The sequence below is a fragment of the Pseudomonas palmensis genome (genome assembly GCF_017848315.1).
Taxonomy (GTDB): domain Bacteria; phylum Pseudomonadota; class Gammaproteobacteria; order Pseudomonadales; family Pseudomonadaceae; genus Aquipseudomonas; species Aquipseudomonas palmensis.
On the sequence record NZ_JAFKEC010000068.1, the window covers coordinates 1 to 19,655 of the forward strand.

The 19,655-nt window shown below is 67.5% G+C and carries 17 protein-coding genes and 2 pseudogenes; 10 read left to right on the top strand and 9 right to left on the bottom strand.

What is annotated here, in order from left to right; genetic code table 11:
* The first annotated feature begins 93 nt into the window (after positions 1-93).
* Positions 94-630: a hypothetical protein gene (locus JZZ72_RS24395; protein WP_043860251.1), complete on the top strand. Its 537-nt coding sequence runs from the start codon at positions 94-96 to the stop codon at positions 628-630.
* A 58-nt stretch (positions 631-688) separates the two neighbouring features.
* Positions 689-1,165 (top strand): GNAT family N-acetyltransferase, encoded by a 477-nt coding sequence (locus JZZ72_RS24400; protein WP_210015297.1) that lies wholly within the window; start codon positions 689-691, stop codon positions 1,163-1,165.
* A 19-nt stretch (positions 1,166-1,184) separates the two neighbouring features.
* Here the strand turns inward: JZZ72_RS24400 and JZZ72_RS24405 are convergent, their stop codons facing one another.
* The 3 genes from JZZ72_RS24405 to JZZ72_RS24415 all read right to left on the bottom strand — a co-directional run bounded on the left by JZZ72_RS24405 (position 1,185) and on the right by JZZ72_RS24415 (position 3,999).
* Positions 1,185-1,529 (bottom strand): carboxymuconolactone decarboxylase family protein, encoded by a 345-nt coding sequence (locus JZZ72_RS24405; protein WP_078481264.1) that lies wholly within the window; start codon positions 1,527-1,529, stop codon positions 1,185-1,187.
* Positions 1,530-1,712: 183 nt separating this feature from the next.
* Positions 1,713-2,612 carry a lipid A hydroxylase LpxO gene (gene lpxO / locus JZZ72_RS24410; protein WP_043860248.1) on the bottom strand — a complete coding sequence of 300 codons (900 nt, stop codon included), beginning with the start codon at positions 2,610-2,612 and terminating at the stop codon, positions 1,713-1,715.
* A gap of 136 nt (positions 2,613-2,748) precedes the next feature.
* On the bottom strand, positions 2,749-3,999 hold the full coding sequence (locus JZZ72_RS24415) for a DUF1835 domain-containing protein (RefSeq protein ID WP_210015298.1): 1,251 nt from the start codon (positions 3,997-3,999) through the stop codon (positions 2,749-2,751).
* A 258-nt stretch (positions 4,000-4,257) separates the two neighbouring features.
* On the opposite strand from JZZ72_RS24415, the gene JZZ72_RS24420 reads away from it, so the two are divergent.
* The 8 genes and pseudogenes from JZZ72_RS24420 (at position 4,258) to mnmH (ending at position 11,567) form a co-directional block, all read left to right on the top strand.
* The gene (locus tag JZZ72_RS24420) at positions 4,258-4,701 is read left to right on the top strand and encodes a bifunctional diaminohydroxyphosphoribosylaminopyrimidine deaminase/5-amino-6-(5-phosphoribosylamino)uracil reductase RibD (protein WP_043860246.1); all 444 of its coding nucleotides are present in this window, start codon (positions 4,258-4,260) and stop codon (positions 4,699-4,701) included.
* Between the two features lie 123 nt (positions 4,702-4,824).
* Positions 4,825-5,463, top strand: coding sequence for a TetR/AcrR family transcriptional regulator (locus tag JZZ72_RS24425; RefSeq protein WP_043860245.1), 639 nt, complete (start codon positions 4,825-4,827; stop codon positions 5,461-5,463).
* Between the two features lie 222 nt (positions 5,464-5,685).
* A pseudogene (locus tag JZZ72_RS28360) lies at positions 5,686-6,690 on the top strand (cache domain-containing protein); the annotation flags it as partial.
* Positions 6,691-6,777: 87 nt separating this feature from the next.
* Positions 6,778-7,545, top strand: coding sequence for a methyl-accepting chemotaxis protein (locus tag JZZ72_RS28365; RefSeq protein ID WP_370409269.1), 768 nt, complete (start codon positions 6,778-6,780; stop codon positions 7,543-7,545).
* A gap of 188 nt (positions 7,546-7,733) precedes the next feature.
* A pseudogene (locus tag JZZ72_RS28370) lies at positions 7,734-8,504 on the top strand (MCP four helix bundle domain-containing protein); the annotation flags it as partial.
* Positions 8,499-9,362: a methyl-accepting chemotaxis protein gene (locus JZZ72_RS28375; RefSeq protein WP_370409268.1), complete on the top strand. Its 864-nt coding sequence runs from the start codon at positions 8,499-8,501 to the stop codon at positions 9,360-9,362. The pseudogene JZZ72_RS28370 and the gene JZZ72_RS28375, both read left to right, overlap by 6 nt.
* 73 nt (positions 9,363-9,435) lie before the next feature.
* Entirely contained in the window at positions 9,436-10,470 is a 1,035-nt protein-coding gene (selD, locus tag JZZ72_RS24440; protein WP_043860242.1) for a selenide, water dikinase SelD, read from the top strand.
* Complete coding sequence (mnmH, locus tag JZZ72_RS24445) at positions 10,470-11,567, top strand: tRNA 2-selenouridine(34) synthase MnmH (RefSeq protein ID WP_054914408.1); 1,098 nt, start codon at positions 10,470-10,472, stop codon at positions 11,565-11,567. Before selD ends, mnmH begins: the two co-directional genes overlap by 1 nt.
* A 39-nt stretch (positions 11,568-11,606) precedes the next feature.
* Here the strand turns inward: mnmH and JZZ72_RS24450 are convergent, their stop codons facing one another.
* The 6 genes from JZZ72_RS24450 to JZZ72_RS24475 form a co-directional block, all read right to left on the bottom strand.
* Positions 11,607-12,659, bottom strand: a complete 1,053-nt coding sequence (locus JZZ72_RS24450; protein ID WP_054914409.1) for a permease — start codon at positions 12,657-12,659, stop codon at positions 11,607-11,609.
* A gap of 57 nt (positions 12,660-12,716) precedes the next feature.
* Positions 12,717-13,796, bottom strand: a complete 1,080-nt coding sequence (locus JZZ72_RS24455; protein WP_043860239.1) for a lipocalin-like domain-containing protein — start codon at positions 13,794-13,796, stop codon at positions 12,717-12,719.
* Positions 13,786-16,242 (bottom strand): FtsX-like permease family protein, encoded by a 2,457-nt coding sequence (locus JZZ72_RS24460; RefSeq protein WP_210015299.1) that lies wholly within the window; start codon positions 16,240-16,242, stop codon positions 13,786-13,788. Before JZZ72_RS24460 ends, JZZ72_RS24455 begins: the two co-directional genes overlap by 11 nt.
* A complete protein-coding gene (locus JZZ72_RS24465) occupies positions 16,239-16,895 on the bottom strand; it encodes an ABC transporter ATP-binding protein (RefSeq protein WP_043860253.1) in 657 nt (218 codons plus the stop codon). Before JZZ72_RS24465 ends, JZZ72_RS24460 begins: the two co-directional genes overlap by 4 nt.
* A gap of 189 nt (positions 16,896-17,084) precedes the next feature.
* The gene (locus JZZ72_RS24470) at positions 17,085-18,131 is read right to left on the bottom strand and encodes a class I SAM-dependent methyltransferase (protein WP_043860237.1); all 1,047 of its coding nucleotides are present in this window, start codon (positions 18,129-18,131) and stop codon (positions 17,085-17,087) included.
* A gap of 143 nt (positions 18,132-18,274) precedes the next feature.
* Positions 18,275-19,609 carry a cation:proton antiporter gene (locus JZZ72_RS24475; protein WP_043860236.1) on the bottom strand — a complete coding sequence of 445 codons (1,335 nt, stop codon included), beginning with the start codon at positions 19,607-19,609 and terminating at the stop codon, positions 18,275-18,277.
* Positions 19,610-19,655: the final 46 nt, after the last annotated feature.

Sequence of the window (19,655 nt, forward strand, 5' to 3'; positions counted from 1 at the left end):
ATTCTAAGGGATTGCGCCCCGACCGGCGCAATCAACTGAACGCTGGCGCCGGGGTGGGCTCCAAATTCGACCACTGGTTGCGGATACCCAGACATGTCGAAAATCATCACCCAACCCTTGCCCGTGCAATCGAGCGACGAAGACGACCCGTTGCTGTTCGGCTCGCCCAAGGAGCGCCTGGACTTCTACCGGCGCGAGATCCAGTACGAAACCAGCCTGCTGTCCAACCGGACCAACGCCTACCTCACGGCGCAGTCGTTCCTGGTGATCGCCTTTGCCTCGTCGATGGCCAACCTCAACCCCGAATGGGGCAAGCTGTTCACCCTGGTGGTGCCGTGCCTGATGGCGCTGCTTGGCATCGTCAGTTCGCTCAACGCCTGGCCGGGCATACGGGCCGCCTACCTGATCATCGATCACTGGCACTTTAAGCAGAGCAACCTGCTGCACAGCAAGCCGGCCATGGGCCTGGCCTACGACGAATCGCCGCTGTTCAACGAGCTGGAATCGAGCCACAAGGGCTTTTGCAAGTCGCTGCTGTTCTCCATGCGCACGCCCTGGCTGTTCATCGGCTTCTGGCTGCTGCTGGGCAGCTTCTGCCTGTACATCCAGTTCACCAACCCGGGTGGTTGAGGCCACCGTGCAGGCCGGCTAGAGTGGCGGCTCATGCATTCACAGGGGAAGGGAACCCATGGAGTCGATCACCTTGCGCGCGGCCCGGGCCGGCGATGGGGCAGCGGTATTTGCGGTGACGCACCAGTCGATCACGCAATTGGCGGGTGGGCGCTATTCGGATGAGCAGTTGCGCGGCTGGATGGGCCAGCGAACCCATGAGGATTACGAGCGTTCCATTGCCAAGGGCTCGATGGTGGTGGCATGTCAGGGTGAGACGGTGGTCGGTTTTGTCGACGCTGAACCTGGCGAAGTCACGCGCCTGTTCGTGCTGCAGCAGGCGGCCGGCCAGCAACTGGGCAGCCGCCTGCTGGAGGCGGGCCTGGCCAAGGCCCGGGCGCCGGGCGTGGAGGTGATCAAGGTCGAGTCCACGCTCAATGCCGAGAGCTTCTATCAGCGTCACGGGTTTGTCGCCAAGGGGCGCGACTTCTTCTCCCACGGGGTGGGCGGCGACCCGATCGAGGTGGTGCTGATGGAGCGGCCTGCGCAGCCCTGAGCGCAGGCCCCGGGCCGGGTTACTCCCCGGCCTTGCCCACCGCATCCAGTGCGCGCGCCGAGTACACCAGGGCGGCGCCGGCGTTCATCGCCACGGCCACGCCCAGGGCCTCGGCGATTTCCTCACGGGTGGCGCCTTGCTTGACCGCCTGCGCCGAGTGCACGGCAATGCAGCCGTCGCAGCGGGTGGTCACCGCCACGGCCAGGGAGATCAGCTCGCGGGTCTTTGCGTCCAGGTGGTTGGTCTTGGCCCCGGCGCCGCTGGCGGTCATGTAGCCGTCGACCGTGCCGGGCGAGAGTTGCTTGAGGTCGCCGATACCGGCCATCAGCTGTTTGCGGTAGCCATCCCAGTCCATCATGCTCATCGTCTTCACCTTTTTGTGTTGCGACAAAATGAACAGTGAAGCTAGTTTTTTCGCCACTGGGGCGCCGTTGGTCGATGGTCGGGGTGGGGGCGTACTTTGGTAGGGGCCGTTTTGCCGCAAGGCCGGCCCCCACAGGCTCACGCGCCGCCTGCAGGAGCCGGCCTTACCGGCGAAAGGGCCACCTCAGATATAGATGAACACCAGCAGCAACAGCGCCACCACCGCCCACTTCTCCAGGTAGTAGCGCAGCCGGTTGCGCTTCTTCAGCGCCTTGCCGCGCTCGCGGATCTTGTAGATGCGCGTGAACAGCCGGTTGATCCCGCCGGTCTTGTCGCCCGCATCGTTCGGCGCCGCAGCGGCGGCCATCACCTTGCGGCTGAACCAGCGGTTGAACGCCGTCGCCCAGCGGTACTTCAGCGGTCGCTCCACATCACAGAACAGGATGATGCGGTTGTGCTCGGTGTGGTTGGCCGCGTAGTGGATGTAGGTTTCGTCGAACATCACCGCCTCGCCGTCGCGCCAGTGGTAGTTCTCGCCGTCGACGCAGATATAGCAGGCCTCGTCGTTGGGCGTGTCCAGCCCCAGGTGGTAGCGGTAGGAGCCGGCATACGGGTCACGATGGCGCACAAGTTTGGAGCCCGGCGGCAGGGTGGCGAACATCGCCGCCTTGACCGTGCCGATGCCCTGCAGCAGTTCGGTGGTGCGTGGGCACAGCTTCATGGCCGACGGGTGGCTTTCGCCGTACCACTTCAGGTAGAAGCGCTTCCAGCCGCTCTTGAAGAACGAGTTGAAGCCGACGTCGTCATGGCTCTGCGAACTCTTGATTTCGCCCACGTGCAGCAGTTGCTGGGCTTCGGCACGAATTTCCTGCCAGTTGTCCTGCAGCGGCTTGAGCTCGGGGAAGGCCTCCACCGGCAGGTAGGGCTTGGCCGGCAGCCGGGAGAACAGGTAGAGAAACACGTTGATCGGGGCCAGGAAGCTGGAGTGATCGCCCAGCTGGCGGGTGAGCTTGTGCCGCACGCGCCCGCGCAGGTGCACGTAGGCGATGGAGAAGACAAACAGTAGAACGAGAAAGATTTTCATGGTCGATTAACAGGTCGATGTGGCTATGCGCCATGGCATGAGCAGGCCAGCATAAACAATCAACCGCGTGCTTTGTACATATTGTTACGTTTTGGGGTGCCGACCTTTGGCTAGGTCGGCGGTCGTTCGGCAGGCATCAGGACGGTTGGTGGCGCCACACCGGCTGGCCATGGGCATCCAGTGCCCAGTGCGCCAGCCCGGCCTGCAGGCGTACACCGCCTACCCAGCGTTCGGGGGCCGCCTGGTCCAGCCAGTAGGCGTCACCTGCCAGTACCCGCTGGCCCAGGGCCGTGAGGGTCAGGCTGCGTTGCGGCCAGGGCAGGTGAATGTCCGCTTCGATCAGCAACGGCGTGGGCGCATCGATCAGCGGGCGCATCAGCGCATGGAACATCTGGTCGCCCAGGTACGGCAGTGGCTCGCGCCTGCCCATGAGCTCTGCGAACACCCGGCCGAACGCCAGGCTGCCGGCTTCGGCGACGATGCCCAGGGCCAGGCGCTCGGTCAGCGACAGGCCGTCGGCCAGCCCCGGCAGTTCCTGCAACTGGCGCAGCAATGCCGGCGCCAGCAAGGGCAGTGCCGGGCTTGGCGCATGGGCCAGCTGCGCCCAGGCCAGTGGCGAGGGCGCGCTGTACGCCGCCCAGGCACGCCGGGCCAGCGCCAGCGCTGCCTCGTCCAGGCGCCGACGCTGGGGCCACAGCCAGGCCAGCAGGTCCGGCGCGAGCTGGCCGATGCCGATGAAACGCTGCACCCCCGGCACCTGGCTGATCTCGATCAGTTCCAGGCACTCGGGCAACTGCTCGATGCCCGCCAGCACGCGGATCAGGAACAACTGGTCATAGGCATCCGCCTCGCACCACAGCACGGCGTGCGGGCACCCGTCGAGCTGCGCCAGGGCGGCGTACTCCTCGGCACTGCGCCGCGCCACGTCGGCTTCTGGCATGCCGAACACGCGGCTGATGTAATCGTTGCGCAGGGCGAGCAACGGTTGCGCCGGCAGTGCCGGTACCGGGCCCATGCACAGCGGGTCGATGAAGGTATGGAAGGCCCCCTTGAAACCGGCCAGGCGCAGGGTATGGGCGATGTCGTTGCCGCACCGCCAATGCACGCTGCGGGCTTCGTCGTCGGCTTCGAAGCCGGGGTTGCGTGCGGCAAAGTCGATGGCGTCGACATGCGCCTTGAGCCTTGGCCAGCTGGCAAAGCCCAGCTCCTGCGCGATCAGCCACTGCGCATCGGCCAGGCGTGGGGCGCGGCTGTGGGGCAGGGGCTTGAAGTGCGCCGGCGCAGTGCCGGCCAGCAGGTGCCTGAGCAGGGTCTTGGCGCGTTTGCGCTGGTGTTCGAGGTTGATTCTGCCGTCATGGCAGATGTGCGGGGGCAGGGCGGCGAGCATACGATCTCCTGGGTCGGGCCTTGTCCGCTTGCAGGCCGGGAGTCGTATCGACGAATGAGGCTGTTCTGTACCGGGGCGTGGCCCTTTGCGCGGACGGCAGGCGCGGAGAACGCCAGGGCGTGACTATAGCGAAGCCCGCCGGCAGCGACAACGGGCAACCGGCGTGAGCGCACGATGCGGGAGAAATCGTGCCCTCGCCGTGCAGCAGGAGTACCCTGTCGCCTTCGCTCATTCTGGAACCCACTGGGCAAGGACCTTATGCCGATACTCCCTTCCAACAGCGATTTCATGCAACTGGCCCTGATCGAGGGGCGCCGTGCCTTGCCGGCGTGCCGGCCCAACCCGCCGGTGGGCTGCGTGATGGTCCGCGATCACCAGGTGATCAGCCAGGGCCACACCCAACCGCCGGGGCAGCCCCATGCCGAGGCGATGGCGTTGGCGAAATTGCCGGAAGGGGGCCGGGGTGTGACAGCGTATGTGACCCTGGAGCCCTGTTCGTTCCAGGGGCGCACCCCGTCGTGTGCCCTGGCGTTGATCGACAAGGGGGTGGAGCGGGTGTTCGTCGGCATGCTCGACCCGGACCCGCGCAATGCCGGGGCCGGGGTTCGCCTGTTGCGCCAGGCCGGTGTCGAGGTGATCGTCGGGCTGCTGGCCGAAGAGGTCTCCAGGGACCTGCGCACCTACCTGCTGGCCGAGGCCTGAGGCGCCCCACCCACTCCAGCCGCCGGCCTTGCCGGCGAAGGCGCGCCCGCAACCTGGCATGCATAGCCTCATCGCTATGTATTTTTGTATATTGCGAGGGTCTTTCCCCGAAGTGCCATCGCCATGTCCAGCATTCGTCAACGCAACCAGCAGCTGATTCTCGAGGCCGCCAGCGAGGAATTCGCCAGCAAGGGCTACAACGCCGCCCAGACCCGCGACATCGCGGCCCGCGCCGGCGTGCCCAAGGCCAACCTGTACTACTACTTCCAGACCAAGGAAAACCTCTACACCCGGGTGCTGATGGCCTTTCTGGAACCCTTGCTCGCGGCCTCCGCCGTGCTGCGCGCCAGCGATGACCCGCAGGTGGCGCTGCCGGCCTACATCCAGGCGCGCATCCGCATCGTGCGTGACCACCCGTACACCTCCAACGTGTTCAGCAGCGAGCTGCTGCACGGGGCCAAGCAACTGCCCGGGGTGTGCCGCGACCTGCTGCGCGCCGAGGCGCAGCTCAACGTGCACTGCCTGAACAGCTGGATCAAACGCGGCCTGATCGCCCCGGTCGACCCGCAACACCTGATGCTGTTCATCTGGTCGGCCACCCGCACCTACACCAATTTCGGCTGGCGCATGGCCCAGCTCACGGGCGTGCATGCGCCCCAGGGCGACGACTACGCGCTGGCGGCTGCCACCATCACCCGCCTGGTGCTGCAGGGCGCCACGCCTGGCATGCCGGCGCCGCGCCCCATGCGGCCGACCAACTAGAAACAATCCTGCTTTTTTTTGTACACGAAACTGTATTAAAGATTTTCACCTCCCCAGCCGAAACAGCGGTGATAGCAAATTGCCAGAACTCACGCTGCACGGGTGACTGGCGCCTCATGCCCGGGGAGGGTGAAGCGCGCGATGAATATAAAAAACAAGCTGGTCCTTGCGTTTGTACTGGTGGCTTTCATCCCGGTAACGGTGGTCGCGGTGGTCAGCGTGATGAACATCCGCACTCAGGCGGTTGAACAGTTCATCGATGGCAGCACCCGGGAAATACGCCAGATCGACGGCAACATGCGCCAGTTCTTCGACGGGATGCAGCAGAACGTCGATCAGATGTCGGCCGATCCTGTATACAGCGCTGTGCAGACGCTCAAGGACTACCGCGCTGCCGACGCCGCCAGCCAGCCCCTGCCAGCGCCGGCCCAGGGGGTGATCGATGCCTTTGCACGCTTTGGCGCCACCCACCCGGCGGCGGCCATCCTGTCCATCGGCCTGGAAGACGGCACCTACGCCAAGTGGCCGGATGACCCGCAACTGGCCAACTACGACCCGCGCCAGCGCCCCTGGTACAAGGCCGCGATGGCCAGCCCCGGCAAGACCGTGCGCACCCCGGCCTACTACTACGACAAGGACGACGTGGCCCTGGTGGGCACCGCCCGGGCCATGCTCGACGGCGCCGGCAAGCCCCGCGGCGTGTTCGTGGTCAGCGTCTCGCTGAAGAACCTCACCGAACTGGTCAAGAGCATCAAGCTGGGTCAAAGCGGCTACGTGATGCTGATCGAGGACGGTGTGGTGCTGGTCGACCCGCGCGACGACGGGCACAGCTTCAAGCCGCTCAAGGACCTGGGCGAGCCCTACGCCAGGCTCGCGGCCACCGAACAGGGGGCTGCCGACGTCGAGATCGACGGGGTTCGCTACATGGCCAACGTATGGACCTCCCCAGGCCTGGGCTGGCGCTTCGTGGGCCTGATCGAGCAGCGCGAAGTGATGGGCGCCGCCACGCGCATGACCTACCTGGCCGGGATCATCGTGGTGGTGCTGGCGATCTTCTTCGCGCTGATCGGCGCCGCGTTCGCCCGGGTGATCGTCAAGCCCATCGGCCAGGTCAGCACGGGCCTGCAGTCGATCGCCGAGGGCGAGGGCGACCTGCGCCGCGACCTGGTTGTGCAGGGCAAGGACGAAACCGCCGAGCTGGCCGGCTGGTTCAACCGGTTTCTGGCGGCCATCCGCCAGTTGATCCAGCGCATCGGCGCAGCCTCCACCAACCTGCACGACGCCTCGCAGGTCAACAGCGAGGTGGCCACCAACATGAACCAGGCGGCCGGGCGCCAGCGTGAAGCGGTGGAGCTGGTTTCCACCGCATTCAACGAAATGGTCGCCACCGCCAACGAGGTGGCCCGCTCGTGCAGCAACGCCGCCGATTCCGCCGAAAGCGGGCATCGCCGGGTGGCCGAAGGCAAGCAGCAGATCGAGCTGACCACCGAGAACGTCAACCGCCTGGGCAACCGCCTGAGCGAGTCGTCCCAGGCCATGGTCGAGCTGGAGGAGGGCAGCCGCAGCATCAACCAGATCCTGGGCACCATTCGCGCCATCGCCGAGCAGACCAACCTGCTGGCGCTCAATGCCGCTATCGAGGCCGCCCGCGCCGGCGACCAGGGCCGCGGCTTTGCCGTGGTGGCGGACGAGGTGCGCGCGCTGGCCAAGCGCACCGCCGACTCCACCGGCGAAATCGACCAGTTGCTCGGTACCCTCGCCAGCAAGACCCAGGAGGTATCGCAGAAGATGCAAAGCTGCCAGGACCTGTCCCGGGCCAGTGTCACCTCCATCGAAAGCGCGCGCGACAGCTTCGAGGGCATCCAGCTGTCGGTCAACGAGATCCGCGACCAGAACCTGCAGATCTCGGCCGCCGCCGAGGAGCAGCACAGTGTGGCCGAAGAGATCAACCGGCATATCCAGCAGATCTACGACGAAGCGCGCCTGGTCGAAAGCCTGGCCAGCTCGGCGCAGGAGGACTCCGGACGACTGTCCACGCTGTCGGCCGAATTGAACGCACTGGTGGGCCGCTTCAAGTCCTGACCACCGACAACGTTACAATTAATGTCAATGTGATATCATGGCTTCACTGCCGCCGAGTGATCCCGCCGGCAGTGGAGCAAGCACTCATAAAGAACACTGCCCTCCCGCTTCACCGCCTTGCCTGCAGAACCTGACCGCGCCGCCTGTCCCGGCGCGGGTTGTACTTTTGCAGCCACAAGGAACACCCCATGCTTCTGCGCTCCCTCAACATTTCCCTGCGTGCCGGCCTCAGCTTCGCGCTGATTGCCCTGCTGGCGATGGCCCTTGGCGGCCTGTCGCTGCTGGAAATGCGTCGAATGAACGAACAGTCCAACCAGGTCGACCAGAACTGGCTGCCCTCGATTGTCGCGGCCAACGGCGTAGCGCTGACCAGCACCCAGATCCGCACCCTGACCCTGCGCCTGCTGGTACTGCGCGACGGCGACGACCTGCAGGACCTGATCACGCGTCTGCACCAGCTCGAAGCGCAGCTGGACACCCAGGAGGCGACCTATGCCGGGCTGATCACCCTGGCGCAGGAACAGGCCGCGTTCGCCCGCTACCAGCAGGCCAAGACGCGCTACCTTGCCGATCAGCACAAGGTCGTCCAGTTACTGCAGCAGGGGCGCAAGGACGACGCCATCGCGCTGGTGGACGCCGGCCCGTACCTGACCAATGCCGACGGCATGCTCACCGACCTGCTCGAAATCATTGCGCTCAACGACAAGGGCGGGGAGCAGGCGGCCCAACGCAGCACCGAGGTATTCCATGGCGCCATCAGCCTGGTGCTGGCGATTCTGGCCGTGGTGCTGGCTTTGACCGTGGCGCTTGCAGTGCTGCTCACGCGCAGCATCGTGCGCCCGCTGGGCGAAGCCGTGGGCATTGCCCAGACCATCGCCGGTGGCGACCTGTGCGACGAGATCAGCATCAGCGGCAAGGATGAGCCGGCGCGTCTGCTGCTGGCGCTGCGCGACATGCAGGGCAGCCTGCGCGGCACGCTGCAGAAAATCGCCAGTTCCTCCAGCCAGCTGGCCTCGGCCGCCGAAGAGCTGCAGGCTGCCACCGACGACTCCAATCGCGCGCTGCAGCAGCAGAACGACGAAGTGGAGCAGGCGGCCACGGCGGTGAACGAGATGACGGCGGCCGTGGAGGAGGTGGCCCGCAACGCCGTGAGCACCTCCGAGGCTTCGCGCCAGACCGACGAGACCGCCCACCACGGCCGCGAGCAGGTGCAGCGCACCGTCGACTCCATCGGCCAGCTTACCGACGACGTGACCCACACCTGCGAGCAGGTCGAGCACCTGGCGGGCGATGTACGCAACATCGGCCAGGTGCTGGAAGTGATCCGCGCGATTGCCGAACAGACCAACCTGCTGGCCCTCAACGCCGCCATCGAGGCGGCCCGGGCCGGGGATGCCGGGCGGGGCTTCGCCGTGGTGGCCGACGAGGTTCGGGCGCTGGCGCACCGCACCCAGCAGTCCACCCAGGAGATCGAGACCATGATCGGGACCATCGAGCAGGGCACCGGCACGGCGGTCACGGCAATGCGCAACAGCAATCAGCGCGCCCACGCTACCCTGGAAGTGGCGCAGCTGTGCGGTCACGCCCTGGACGAGATCACCCAGGCCATCACCGGCATCAACGAGCGCAACCTGGTGATCGCCAGCGCCAGTGAGGAGCAGGCCCAGGTGGCCCGCGAGGTGGACCGCAACCTGGTCAACATCCGTGACCTGTCGATCCAGACCGCGGCCGGTGCACGCCAGAGCAATGCCGCCAGCCAGGCGCTGGCAGGCCTTGCGGTCGACCTCAACCTGCTGGTGACCCAGTTCAAGGTCTAGCAGTAGCCACCATCACGTAGCGCCCCCGGGTCCCCTGCCTTAGACTCAGGGGCTTGAACCCGGGGGACAACCGATGAACGAACCAGTACGCCTTACCCAGTACAGCCACGGCGCCGGCTGTGGCTGCAAGATTTCACCCAAGGTGCTCGAGGTGATCCTCGCCGGCAGCGGCGCGCAGAACCTCGACCCGCGCCTGTGGGTGGGCAACGCCTCGCGCGACGATGCGGCGGTGTATGCCATCGATGACGAGCGCGGCGTGGTCTCGACCACCGACTTCTTCATGCCCATCGTCGACGACCCCTTCGATTTCGGCCGCATTGCGGCCACCAACGCCATCAGCGACATCTACGCCATGGGCGGCGACCCGCTGATGGCCATCGCCATCCTGGGCTGGCCGGTCAACGTGCTGGCCCCGGAGATCGCCCGCGAGGTGATCCGCGGCGGGCGCGCGGTGTGCGATGCGGCCGGCATTCCCCTGGCCGGCGGGCATTCGATCGACGCCCCCGAGCCGATCTTCGGCCTGGCGGTCACCGGCATCGTCGACAAGCGCCACATCAAGCGCAACGACACCGCCACCGTCGGCTGCCAGCTGTACCTGACCAAGCCGCTGGGCATCGGCGTGCTCACCACGGCGGAGAAGAAGGGCCTGCTGCGCGCCGAAGACGTGGGCCTGGCGCGTGACCAGATGTGCACCCTCAACCGTATCGGCAGCCAGATCGCGCGCCTGGAGGGGGTCAAGGCCATGACCGACGTCACTGGCTTCGGCCTGCTCGGGCACCTGGTGGAAATGGCCGATGGCAGCGGCGTGACCGCGCGCCTGGAAGCGGCGCAGGTACCGCGCCTGGCCAGTGTCGAGCACTACATCGAGCAGGGTTGCGTACCCGGTGGCACGCTGCGCAACTTCGACAGCTATGGCGAGCGCATCGGCCCGTTGAGCGAGGCGCACAAGCTGCTGTTGTGCGACCCGCAGACCAGTGGCGGGCTGCTGGTGGCGGTGGCGCCCGAAGGGCAGGCGGCGTTTCTCGAGCTGACGCAGGCACAGGGCCTGGCGCTGACGCCGATCGGCACGCTGGTGGCGCGCGGCACCCATGCGGTCGAGGTGTGTTGATGCACGACGACTGCACCGACTACCGTTCGATCTTTCTCGACGATGTGCCCCTGATGGATGTGCGCGCACCGGTCGAGTTCGACAAGGGCGCGTTCACCCACGCCAGCAATCTGCCGTTGATGAACGACGACGAGCGCCAGCAGGTGGGCACCTGCTACAAGCAGCATGGCCAGCAGGCGGCAATGGTGCTCGGGCACCAGCTGGTGTCCGGGGCGCTGCGCCAGGCCCGTATCCAGGCCTGGGCGCAGTTCGCCCGGGCCAACCCCGATGGCCTGCTGTACTGCTTTCGCGGTGGCCTGCGTTCGCAGATCACCCAGCAGTGGCTGCGCGATGAGGCCGGTATCCGCTACCGGCGCGTAGGCGGGGGCTACAAGGCCTTGCGCACGTTTCTGCTGGAGGTTGGCGACCAGGCCGTGGCGCAGTGCGATTTCGTGCTGCTGGGCGGCATGACCGGCACCGGCAAGACCGAGGCGCTGGCGCAGCTGGACAATGCGCTGGACCTGGAGCGGCACGCCAACCACCGTGGCTCCAGCTTCGGCCGGCATGCCACTGCGCAGCCGGCGCAGATCGGTTTTGAAAACACCCTGGCGGTGGACCTGCTGAAAAAGCGCAACGCCGGCATCGAGCAGTTCGTGCTCGAGGACGAGGGGCGCATGATCGGCAGCCGCGCGGTGCCGCTGGGCCTGTACCGGCGCATGCAGCAGGCGCCGCTGGTGTGGCTCGAAGACAGCCTGGAATGCCGCGTGCAACGAATCCTGCAGGACTATGTGATCGACCTGTGCGCCGAGTTCGTGCTGGCCCACGGGCCGGAGCAGGGCTTCGAACACTTTGCCGGGCGGTTGCGCGAGAGCCTGTCGGGCATTGTCCGGCGCCTGGGTGGCGAGCGTTACCAGCGCCTGGCGGCGGCGATGGACGCGGCATTGCAGGTGCAGCGTGCGAGCGGCGCGGTGGAGCTGCACCGTGCGTGGATCGAGGGCCTGCTGAGCGAGTACTACGACCCGATGTACGCCTACCAGCGCGATGCCAAGGCGGCGCGCATCGAGTTCGCCGGCGATCGGGCCGCGGTGCTGGCCTACCTGCGCGAAAGGCGGCTGTAGGCACCTGTGCCGGTGCTGTGGGGGCGGTGCACGCCGGCCCTAGAGCACCAGCAGCGCAACCAGCCCGCTGAGCACCCCCACCAGCATCGTCAGCAGCGCAACCCACACCAGCACCCGCGTATCGAAGGAGGTGCGCAGCATCAGCAGTGACGGCAGGCTCACGCTGGGCAAGGTCATCAGCAATGCCACCGCCGGCGCGGTGCCCAGCCCCAGGGCCATCAGCGTCTGCACGATCGGGATTTCCGCCGCCGTCGGGATCACGAACAGCGTGCCGACCACCGCCAGCGGTACCAGCCACACCAGCCCTGAACCCATGCCGCCCTCGACATGCGGAAACAGCCATACCCGCGCCGCGCCCAGTACCAGCACGGCCAGCACATAGATCGGGATGGTGGTCCAGAACAGCTGCCACAGGGTTTTCATCCAGCGTGCCAGCAGGCTGCCGGGCACCGGGGTACTGGCCACATTGGCCGCGTCCACCGCGGGTTCGGGCAGTACGTCCGGGCGTGAGATGCGCTGGGCGAACAGCGACACCCCCACCACCAGCACCACACCCGCCACCAGGCGCAGGGCACTGAACTCCCAGCCCAGCACGAAGCCCATGAACACCAGCGTGGCCGGGTTGAGCACCGGGTTGGCGATCCAGAACGCCAGCGCTGCGCCTACCGACACATTCTGCCGACGCAGCCCGGCAGCCACCGGTGCCGCGCAGCAACTGCACATCATGCCCGGCAGGGCGAACAGGCCGCCACGCAGGGTCGAGCCCAGCCCGGCCTTGCCGAACAGGCGCAGCAGCCAGTCCCGCGGTATCAGCACCTGAACCAGCGAGCCGAGGATCACCGCCAGCAGCGCCGCCTTCCAGATGGCCAGGAAGTACACCTGGGCATACGCCAGCGCTGCCGTCAGCGGTGCGTACTGGTGATCGTCCAGGATCGAGGCGCCGATGCTGTGGCTGTCGGCGGCAACAAACGACTTGGCGTAGTAGGGCGACCATTTCACGTAGTACAGGCCGATGGCGGCCACCAGCAGGAACGCCAGCGGTTTGCACCACTGCGTCCAGCCACGGGGGGCGGAAGTAGACAGGCCAGGCATGGTGCAACTCCAGGCAAGTGGGCGTTCAGGCAAGAATAGCCGCTGCGTCGGTGGCGCTCAGCGCGAATAGCCGGTCATTTCCAGGTAGCCACGCCCGGCCGTGCTGCCCTGTACCTTCACCGGGCCTTCCCAGTAGGGAAAGCGGGTGCCCATCCAGGCCTGCGGCACCAGGGCGTCGACCTCGATGTCCAGCTGCCGGTCGGGCACCTGCACCCGCCAGCGCGTGGGCACCTGCGGGCCGTCGACCAGTTGGGTGCGGGCCAGCGGCTCAAGCACGATCTGCGCACCGTTGAGCGCGGTGCTGCTGCCGTCGGCGGCAATCCAGGTGCCTGCCCGGTACGGTTGTGCATCGGCCTGACGGACCTGGAACAGCATCAGCCGCGTGCCGTTGTCCAGGTGCAGCGAAAACCAGTCCCAACCATGCTGGTCGGGGGCCAGCGGCTGGCTGCTCCATTCGCGGTCGAGCCAGGCGTTGCCGGTCACCTCGACGCGCCGGCCCTCGTGCTGTACTTCACCGCGCACGGCATAGAACGGCTGGCTGTAGTAATACGACGCCTGGCCCTGGCCGGACTTCTCGCTGTAGCCCTGATCGCCCTGCAGCACCAGGGGCTGCTGGCTGCTCAGTTGCAGGTCGTAGCTGAAGCCCTTGCCGCCTGCGCGCATCTGCAACTGCTCGATGCCTTGGCCGCCCACCGCCTGCAGCGACCAGTCGTCGATCCAGGCCTTGAACGGTTGCGCCTGCACGTCCGCCTGGCCGACACCGCCACGCGCCAGCGTTTCACTGAACTGATGGCCAAACGGCCCGCTCAACGCCGCGTGCCCCAGCCATACGGCGGGGCTGGCCCAGCCCGGCTGTTCGGCGCCGGGGCGCAGCGCCGAACGGAACAGCGTCCATTGCGCACCCCAGTCGCGGCCCTGTGCATCGCGCAGGTTGGCGGTCACGTACCACCATTCGATGCGATACCCCGCATGGGCGCCGTGGTCACGCGGGAACTGCAACGGTTGGCCGCGCACCACGGTGGCAAAGGCTGCGGCGTCCTGGCCCAGGCCGGCAAAACCGGCGGGTGGCGGTGGCGAGGGGTCGCAGGCGCCCAGCAGCAGGCACAGCAGCAGGACGCCCCAGTGTCTAGGTTCCATCGGCATAGTGCCTCAGCAGTTCGGCGGGCTGGCGGCGGGCCAGTTGCCACAGGGGCCCGGCGGCGGCGAGCAGGGTGGTGAACAGGCCCAGCAGCGCCAGTTGCAGCAGCTGGCCAGGGAACACCTGCAACGGCAGGCGCCAGCCGAACGCCTGCACGTTGACCACCGCCACCAGGCACCAGGCCAGCAGCAGGCCCAGGGGAATTGCCAGCAGCACGGTCAGGCTGGCCAGCAGCAGCGTCTGCCCCAGCGACAGCCAGGCCAGGTGCTGGCGCCTGACGCCCAGTGCCCATAGCGGCGCCAACTGGCCGAGCCGGCTCTGGCCCAGGGTCAAAAGGCTGATCAACAGGGCCACGCCGGCCACGCCCAGGGTCAGGCTGTTGAGTGCGGCGGTGGCGGCGAAGGTGCGCTCGAACACCTCCACTGACCAGCGCCTTAGGGTGCGCTGGTCCACCAGCCGGGTGCCGTCCAGCGCATAGCGTTGCTGCAGCGCGGCCTTGAGCGTCGCCACCTGCTCGCCCGCCACGCGCAGGTTGAGGGTGTTGAGCGTGGCCTCGGGCCAGGTGCGCCGCAACCAGTCGGCGTTCACCAGCACCTGCCCGCGCGGGTTGCCGTAGTCGGCGTATACGGCCACCACGTCAAGGGGTGCAGCGCCGGGCAAGCTCAGGCGATCGCCCAGGCCCAGCGCCAGGCGCCGTGCCAACTGTTCGCTGAGCATCGCCCCGGCGCCGCTGGCCAACTGGCGCCACGCCTCGCTGCGCTGTTCGAGCAGCGGCCAGTGCTGCGCGTAGGCCGGGTGGTCGATCACCCCCTGCACCTGCACCGGGGCGCCGCCTACGCGCACCTCGGTGCGCCACTGCGCGAGCACGGCGCGCACCCCTGGCTGGGTGGGTAGCCAGGCCGCGATGGCCAGGCCCTGGGCGGTGTCATGCGGGGTCACGTACAGCTCGGCCGACAGCCGTTGATCGAGCCAGCCCAGAAAGGTCTGGCGGAACCCGGACGTCATGCTGCCCACCCCGACGCTGGCGGCCAGCGCCAGCAGCAACGCCATCAGCGCCAGTGCCAGGGCCGGCAGTTGCTGGCGGCTGTCGGCCACGAACCACTGCGCCAGCGGCCGGTGGCACAGCCGCTGCAACAGCGCCAGGGCGCCATCGAGCAGCAGCGGCAGCATCAGCGCGGCGCCCAGCAGCAAGGCGGCCAGCAGGGTGAAGGCCGCCGGCAGGCTCGCGCCCCAGCGCCAGCACCCCAGGGCCACGGCCAGCAGCAGTAGCGCCAGCAGTGCCTGGCGCCGCAGCCAGCGCCCCTGCGCCTGGCGCCAGGCCTGGGGCTGTGCCAGCGCCAGCAGCGGCAGGCGCGCGGCGCGCAGCAGGCTGCCGGCACCGGCCAGTGCTGCCCCGAGCAGGCTGATGGCCAGCCCGCTCAGCCACCAGTGCAGCGGCAGGCTCAGGTGCCCGGCCACCTGGGCGCCATACAGGCCGCGCAGGCTGGCGGCCACGTCACCCAGCAGCAGGCTGGCCAGCAGGTAACCGCAGGCCACCCCGGCCAGCCCGGCCAGCAGCGCGAACAGCCCCAGTTCGATGGCCAGGGCAGTCACCAGCGCACGCACACTCACGCCGCAGGCACGCAGGGTGCGCAACAGGCTGCGGCGCTGCTCCAGGGCCAGGCCGATGGCCGCATGCACGATGAACAGCCCCACCAGGAAGGCCAGCAGGCCCAGCGCAGTGAGGTTGAGGTGAAAGCTTTCGGTCAGCCGTTGCAGGTCGTCGGTGTCGCTGGCGGCCTGCACCACCAGTAGCTCGTTCAGGCCCTCGGGCAGCGCGGGCGGGGTGTAGCCGGCGGGTATCAGCAGTCGCGAGAGCTGTTGCGGTGCCTGCAGCAGGCGTTGGGCCTGGCCGATGTCGACCACCATTACCCCCGGGGCCAGCTGCGCCTGTACCTGCAACGGCGGCAGACGCTGGCCGTCGCCGCTCAGCGGTTCGGCACCGGGCGCCAGGCCAAGGCGCTGCAGGGTGTCGGGTGCGATCCATGCCTGGCCCGGTGGGCCGATGAAGGCGGCGGGGTCGATGCGTTGGGCGGCCTGGCCGGCGATGGCGCTGCCGGGTGGCAGGCTCAGCGGCTCGATGCCCAGCAGTTTCACGCTGACCGGTTCGGCGCCGGCAAAGCGCAGGCGGCCTTCGAGCACCGGCGACACCGGCCAGCCGGCCCGGCGCAGTTGAATGTAGGCGTGCTGGTCGAAGCGTTCGCCGTGGCGCGGGCTCACCTGCGCCTGCGCTGCGCCGGTCAGCAGCGCGTTGGCCCGCGCGTAGTCGGCGCGGGCCTGCTGGTTGAGCGCCTGGACCCCGGCCCACAGGGTGGTGGCCAGCCACAACCCGGTGAGGATGCTGGCGCATTGCAGGGGGTGGCGCCGCCAGTGGCTGAGCAGCGCCTGCAGGCACAGGCCGATCATGCGCGTACCCGGCCCAGGTGCAGGGTCAGGCGCTGGTGCAGGCGGGTGGCCAGGTGGGCGCTGTGGGTGACCATCAGCAGGCTGCTGTTGCTTGCCCCGACCAGCTCCAGCAGCAGGTCGAGCACGTTTTCGCTGCTGGCTTCGTCGAGGCTGCCGGTGGGTTCGTCGGCCAGCACCAGCGCGGGGCGCGAGGCCAGTGCGCGGCCGATTGCCAGGCGTTGCTGCTGCCCACCGGAGAGTTGCTCGGGGTAGCGTTGCAGCAGCGGCGCCAGGCCCAGGCGCTCGGCCAGGTGGGTGACCCAGGCCGGGTCATGACGGCCGGCCAGGCGCGCCTGGAAGGCCAGGTTGGCGGCCACGTCCAGGCTGCTGATCAGGTTGTATTGCTGGAACACCAGGCCGATGCCTTGTCGGCGCCAGTGTGCGAGCCCGGCTTCGGTGCGGGTGTGTAGCGGTTGGCCGTCGAACAGAATGCGCCCGCTGTCGGGGCGTTCGAGGCCGGCTATCAGGTGCAGCAGCGTGCTCTTGCCGCTGCCGGACTCGCCCATCAGCGCCAGGCTGGTGGCGGCGGGCAGGTGCAGATCGACACCGCGCAGCACCGGCAGGGTGCCTTGGGCGGTGGTGAAGGTCTTGTGCAGGTTTTCGACGATGAGCATGGGTGAAGGGTAGGCCAGGTTGGGGCAGGTGGGTACATCGGGTTGTGCCATGTCGATTCTGCGGGCCAGGGTGGTTTTAAAAATGCAGGAGCCGGCCTTGCCGGCTCCTGCATTGGTTGCAACGCACCCTGGCCTGCAGGATCGCAGTTGTCAGCCCTGGTGGCTCGACACCCGATTGCCGCGTCGCCTCTACTTGCGCGCCTCCAGTATCAGGTTGAACGGCGTCTCGCACGCCCGGCGCATGTGGCTGAACCCCGCCTCTTCAAGCACACCCCGAATGCGCGCCTCACCCGCCTGCGCGCCTAGACCCAAACCCACCTCCTGCGACAGTGAATTGGGCGTGCACAGAAACGTCGAGACCGCATAGAACAAACGCCCCACCGGGTTGAGGTTGTCGTCCAGCCGATCATTCGAAAACGGCTCCACCAGCAACAGCGTGCCCCCCGGCTTGAGTGCCTGCCAGGCATGCCGGGCCGCACCCACCGGGTCGCCCAGGTCATGCAGGCAGTCGAAGAAGCACACCAGGTCATAATCGCGGCCAGGGTAGTCCTTGGCGCTGGCCTGGGTGAAGCGCACCCGTTCGGTCAGGCCGCTGTCCCTGGCCCGTTGACCGGCAGTGGCCACCGAGGGCGCGTGGTAGTCGATGCCGTCGAAATGCGAAGCCGCAAAGGCCTCGGCCATGAGCAGCGTCGAGGTGCCAAGACCACACCCGATGTCTGCCACCCGGGCCCCGGCGTGCAACTTGTCCACCACACCCTCCAGTGCCGGCAGCCAGCTGCCGACCAGATGGTTGCGGTAGCCAGGCCGGAACAGGCGCTCGACGCCACCGAACATGCACGCATGATGGTCGCCCCATGCCAGGCCACCGTCGCCGCGCATCGCCGCCACCAGCTTGTCCTTGTCGAGCACCATCGAGGCGATGGCCTGGGTGCCGCCAGCAATGTAGGTGGCGGAGTCCTCATGGGCCAGGGCCTGGGCCTGCTGCTCGTCAAGGCTGAAATGTTCGTCGTTGTGCTGCATGTAGCCAGAGGCGGCATGGGCGTTGAGCCATTCGCGAAGCAGGCGGGCATTGCAGCCAGTGCGTGTGGCCAGGGTCTGGGCGGTCACCGGCTGGCCGTCGGCCATGGCCCGGTACAGGCCCAGTTCTTCGCCGAGCATGATGTTGGGCAACATCGCGGCAGCGCCGAGGTCGTTGATAAGGGTATGGATGAAAGGGGTCGATGCAGGTTTGCTCATTGCCACCACTCCATTAGTTGGCATCCTTGAACGCGCAGATAACGTCGCCTATCTGCAGCCATCTGTCCTTGATGGGCAGCCTTTGACTCTAGTTCAGGGGGGCAGCAGGTCAAGTGCGAAGCGTACGTCGCCAGCAGGGGCGGTCAGCCGCGCCGCCCGTAGTAGTTCAGCATCGGTTGCGTGCTCAGGCCATGCACCACGATGCTCAACGCCACCACCGACAGCGTGATGTTCAGGCACTGCGCCGAAAGCGTGCCGCCAAGGCCGTGGCTCAGGGCGTAGAACAGGTAGAACAGGCTGCCGATGCCACGAATGCCAAACCATCCGACCATCAGCCGCTGGCGCAGGTCGAGCAGGCTGCCCCAGGGCATCAGCAACACGCTCAACGGGCGCACCACGCAGAACAACGCCAGGCCAAAGCCCAGTGCGCGCCAGTCCCAATGGCTGGCCAGCGCCACGCCGAGCACGGTCACCAGGAACACTTCCATTACCCGCTCCACCAGGCTGCCGAAGGCAAGCATGTCGCCCATCATCACCCCGGCCGCCACCTGGGTGTCTTCGAGGTTGTCCAGGTCGCCATGCACCGCATTTTCCGGCGCGGCTTCCAGGTGCCCGGCCACCGGTTGCGCCAGGTGCTCGGACGGGGTCTGCGAACCGCCGGTGAAGCTCACCTCGGCCTGGCGCAGCCCCAGCCCGGCGGCAAACACCGCCAGAAACCCATAGGCGTGCAGGGTGTCGGCCACCACATACGCCAGTGCAATCAGCGCCAGTGCCAGGTAGTCGTTGGGGGTGAGCGTGCTGTCGGCATGGCTGATGCGCAGGGTCAGGGTCAGGCGCCCCAGCAACTTGCCCATCCAGTAGCCCACCAGCAACCCCACCGGCATCGCCCACAGCAGGTCGCGCCACAACCAGGTGAACAGCGCCGAGCCGTCGACGGCCTGGCCCTGCACCAGCAGCAAGCCCAGCAGCACGAAGGGAAAGGCCACGCCGTCGTTGAGCCCGGCCTCGCCCGACAGGCCGAAGCGCAGCGGGTCGTGGTCCTGCGCATCGTTGACCTGCACCAGCGCTGCCAGCACCGGGTCGGTGGGCGCAAGGATGGCGCCGATCAGCAGGGCCGGCGCCCACGCCATGTCACCCAGGTAGTGCAGCACCACGCTGAAGCCACCGATGCTCAGCAGCATCACCGGGCCGGCCAGGCCGAATGCCACCCGCCAGACACGGCTGCGCAGCGGCAGGCGCAGCTTCAGGCCACTGATGAACAGCGAGAACAGCAACGCGACTTCGGTCAGGTGCTTGAGCCAGCCGGCGGCGTGGTCCAGGTCCAGGTGCAACAGGCCCAGCCCCAGCGGGCCGATGCCGATGCCCAGCAGCAGGCACACCGCCGAGGTGGTCACCGGCATCCAGCGCAGGTACGACGAGGTCAGGGCCAGGATCAGCAACACGGCGCCGAACACGGCGATCCACAGGGTAAAACTCATCGAAGGCACCGTCGCATGGGGTCGGGCCAGCGCTGGCCCCTGAGCA

Coding starts and splice junctions, on each gene's coding strand:
- JZZ72_RS24395 (WP_043860251.1), top strand. CDS start 94: ATGTCGAAAATCATCACCCAACCCTTGCCCGTGCAATCGAGCGACGAA.
- JZZ72_RS24465 (WP_043860253.1), bottom strand. CDS start 16,895: ATGCTCATCGTCGAAAACCTGCACAAGACCTTCACCACCGCCCAAGGC.
- JZZ72_RS28365 (WP_370409269.1), top strand. CDS start 6,778: ATGAACCAGGCGGCCGGGCGCCAGCGTGAAGCGGTGGAGCTGGTTTCC.
- JZZ72_RS24420 (WP_043860246.1), top strand. CDS start 4,258: ATGCCGATACTCCCTTCCAACAGCGATTTCATGCAACTGGCCCTGATC.
- selD (WP_043860242.1), top strand. CDS start 9,436: ATGAACGAACCAGTACGCCTTACCCAGTACAGCCACGGCGCCGGCTGT.
- JZZ72_RS24425 (WP_043860245.1), top strand. CDS start 4,825: ATGTCCAGCATTCGTCAACGCAACCAGCAGCTGATTCTCGAGGCCGCC.
- JZZ72_RS24460 (WP_210015299.1), bottom strand. CDS start 16,242: ATGATCGGCCTGTGCCTGCAGGCGCTGCTCAGCCACTGGCGGCGCCAC.
- JZZ72_RS24450 (WP_054914409.1), bottom strand. CDS start 12,659: ATGCCTGGCCTGTCTACTTCCGCCCCCCGTGGCTGGACGCAGTGGTGC.
- JZZ72_RS24415 (WP_210015298.1), bottom strand. CDS start 3,999: ATGCTCGCCGCCCTGCCCCCGCACATCTGCCATGACGGCAGAATCAAC.
- JZZ72_RS24400 (WP_210015297.1), top strand. CDS start 689: ATGGAGTCGATCACCTTGCGCGCGGCCCGGGCCGGCGATGGGGCAGCG.
- JZZ72_RS24470 (WP_043860237.1), bottom strand. CDS start 18,131: ATGAGCAAACCTGCATCGACCCCTTTCATCCATACCCTTATCAACGAC.
- JZZ72_RS24475 (WP_043860236.1), bottom strand. CDS start 19,609: ATGAGTTTTACCCTGTGGATCGCCGTGTTCGGCGCCGTGTTGCTGATC.
- JZZ72_RS24405 (WP_078481264.1), bottom strand. CDS start 1,529: ATGAGCATGATGGACTGGGATGGCTACCGCAAACAGCTGATGGCCGGT.
- JZZ72_RS24455 (WP_043860239.1), bottom strand. CDS start 13,796: ATGGAACCTAGACACTGGGGCGTCCTGCTGCTGTGCCTGCTGCTGGGC.
- mnmH (WP_054914408.1), top strand. CDS start 10,470: ATGCACGACGACTGCACCGACTACCGTTCGATCTTTCTCGACGATGTG.
- JZZ72_RS28375 (WP_370409268.1), top strand. CDS start 8,499: ATGCAGGGCAGCCTGCGCGGCACGCTGCAGAAAATCGCCAGTTCCTCC.
- lpxO (WP_043860248.1), bottom strand. CDS start 2,612: ATGAAAATCTTTCTCGTTCTACTGTTTGTCTTCTCCATCGCCTACGTG.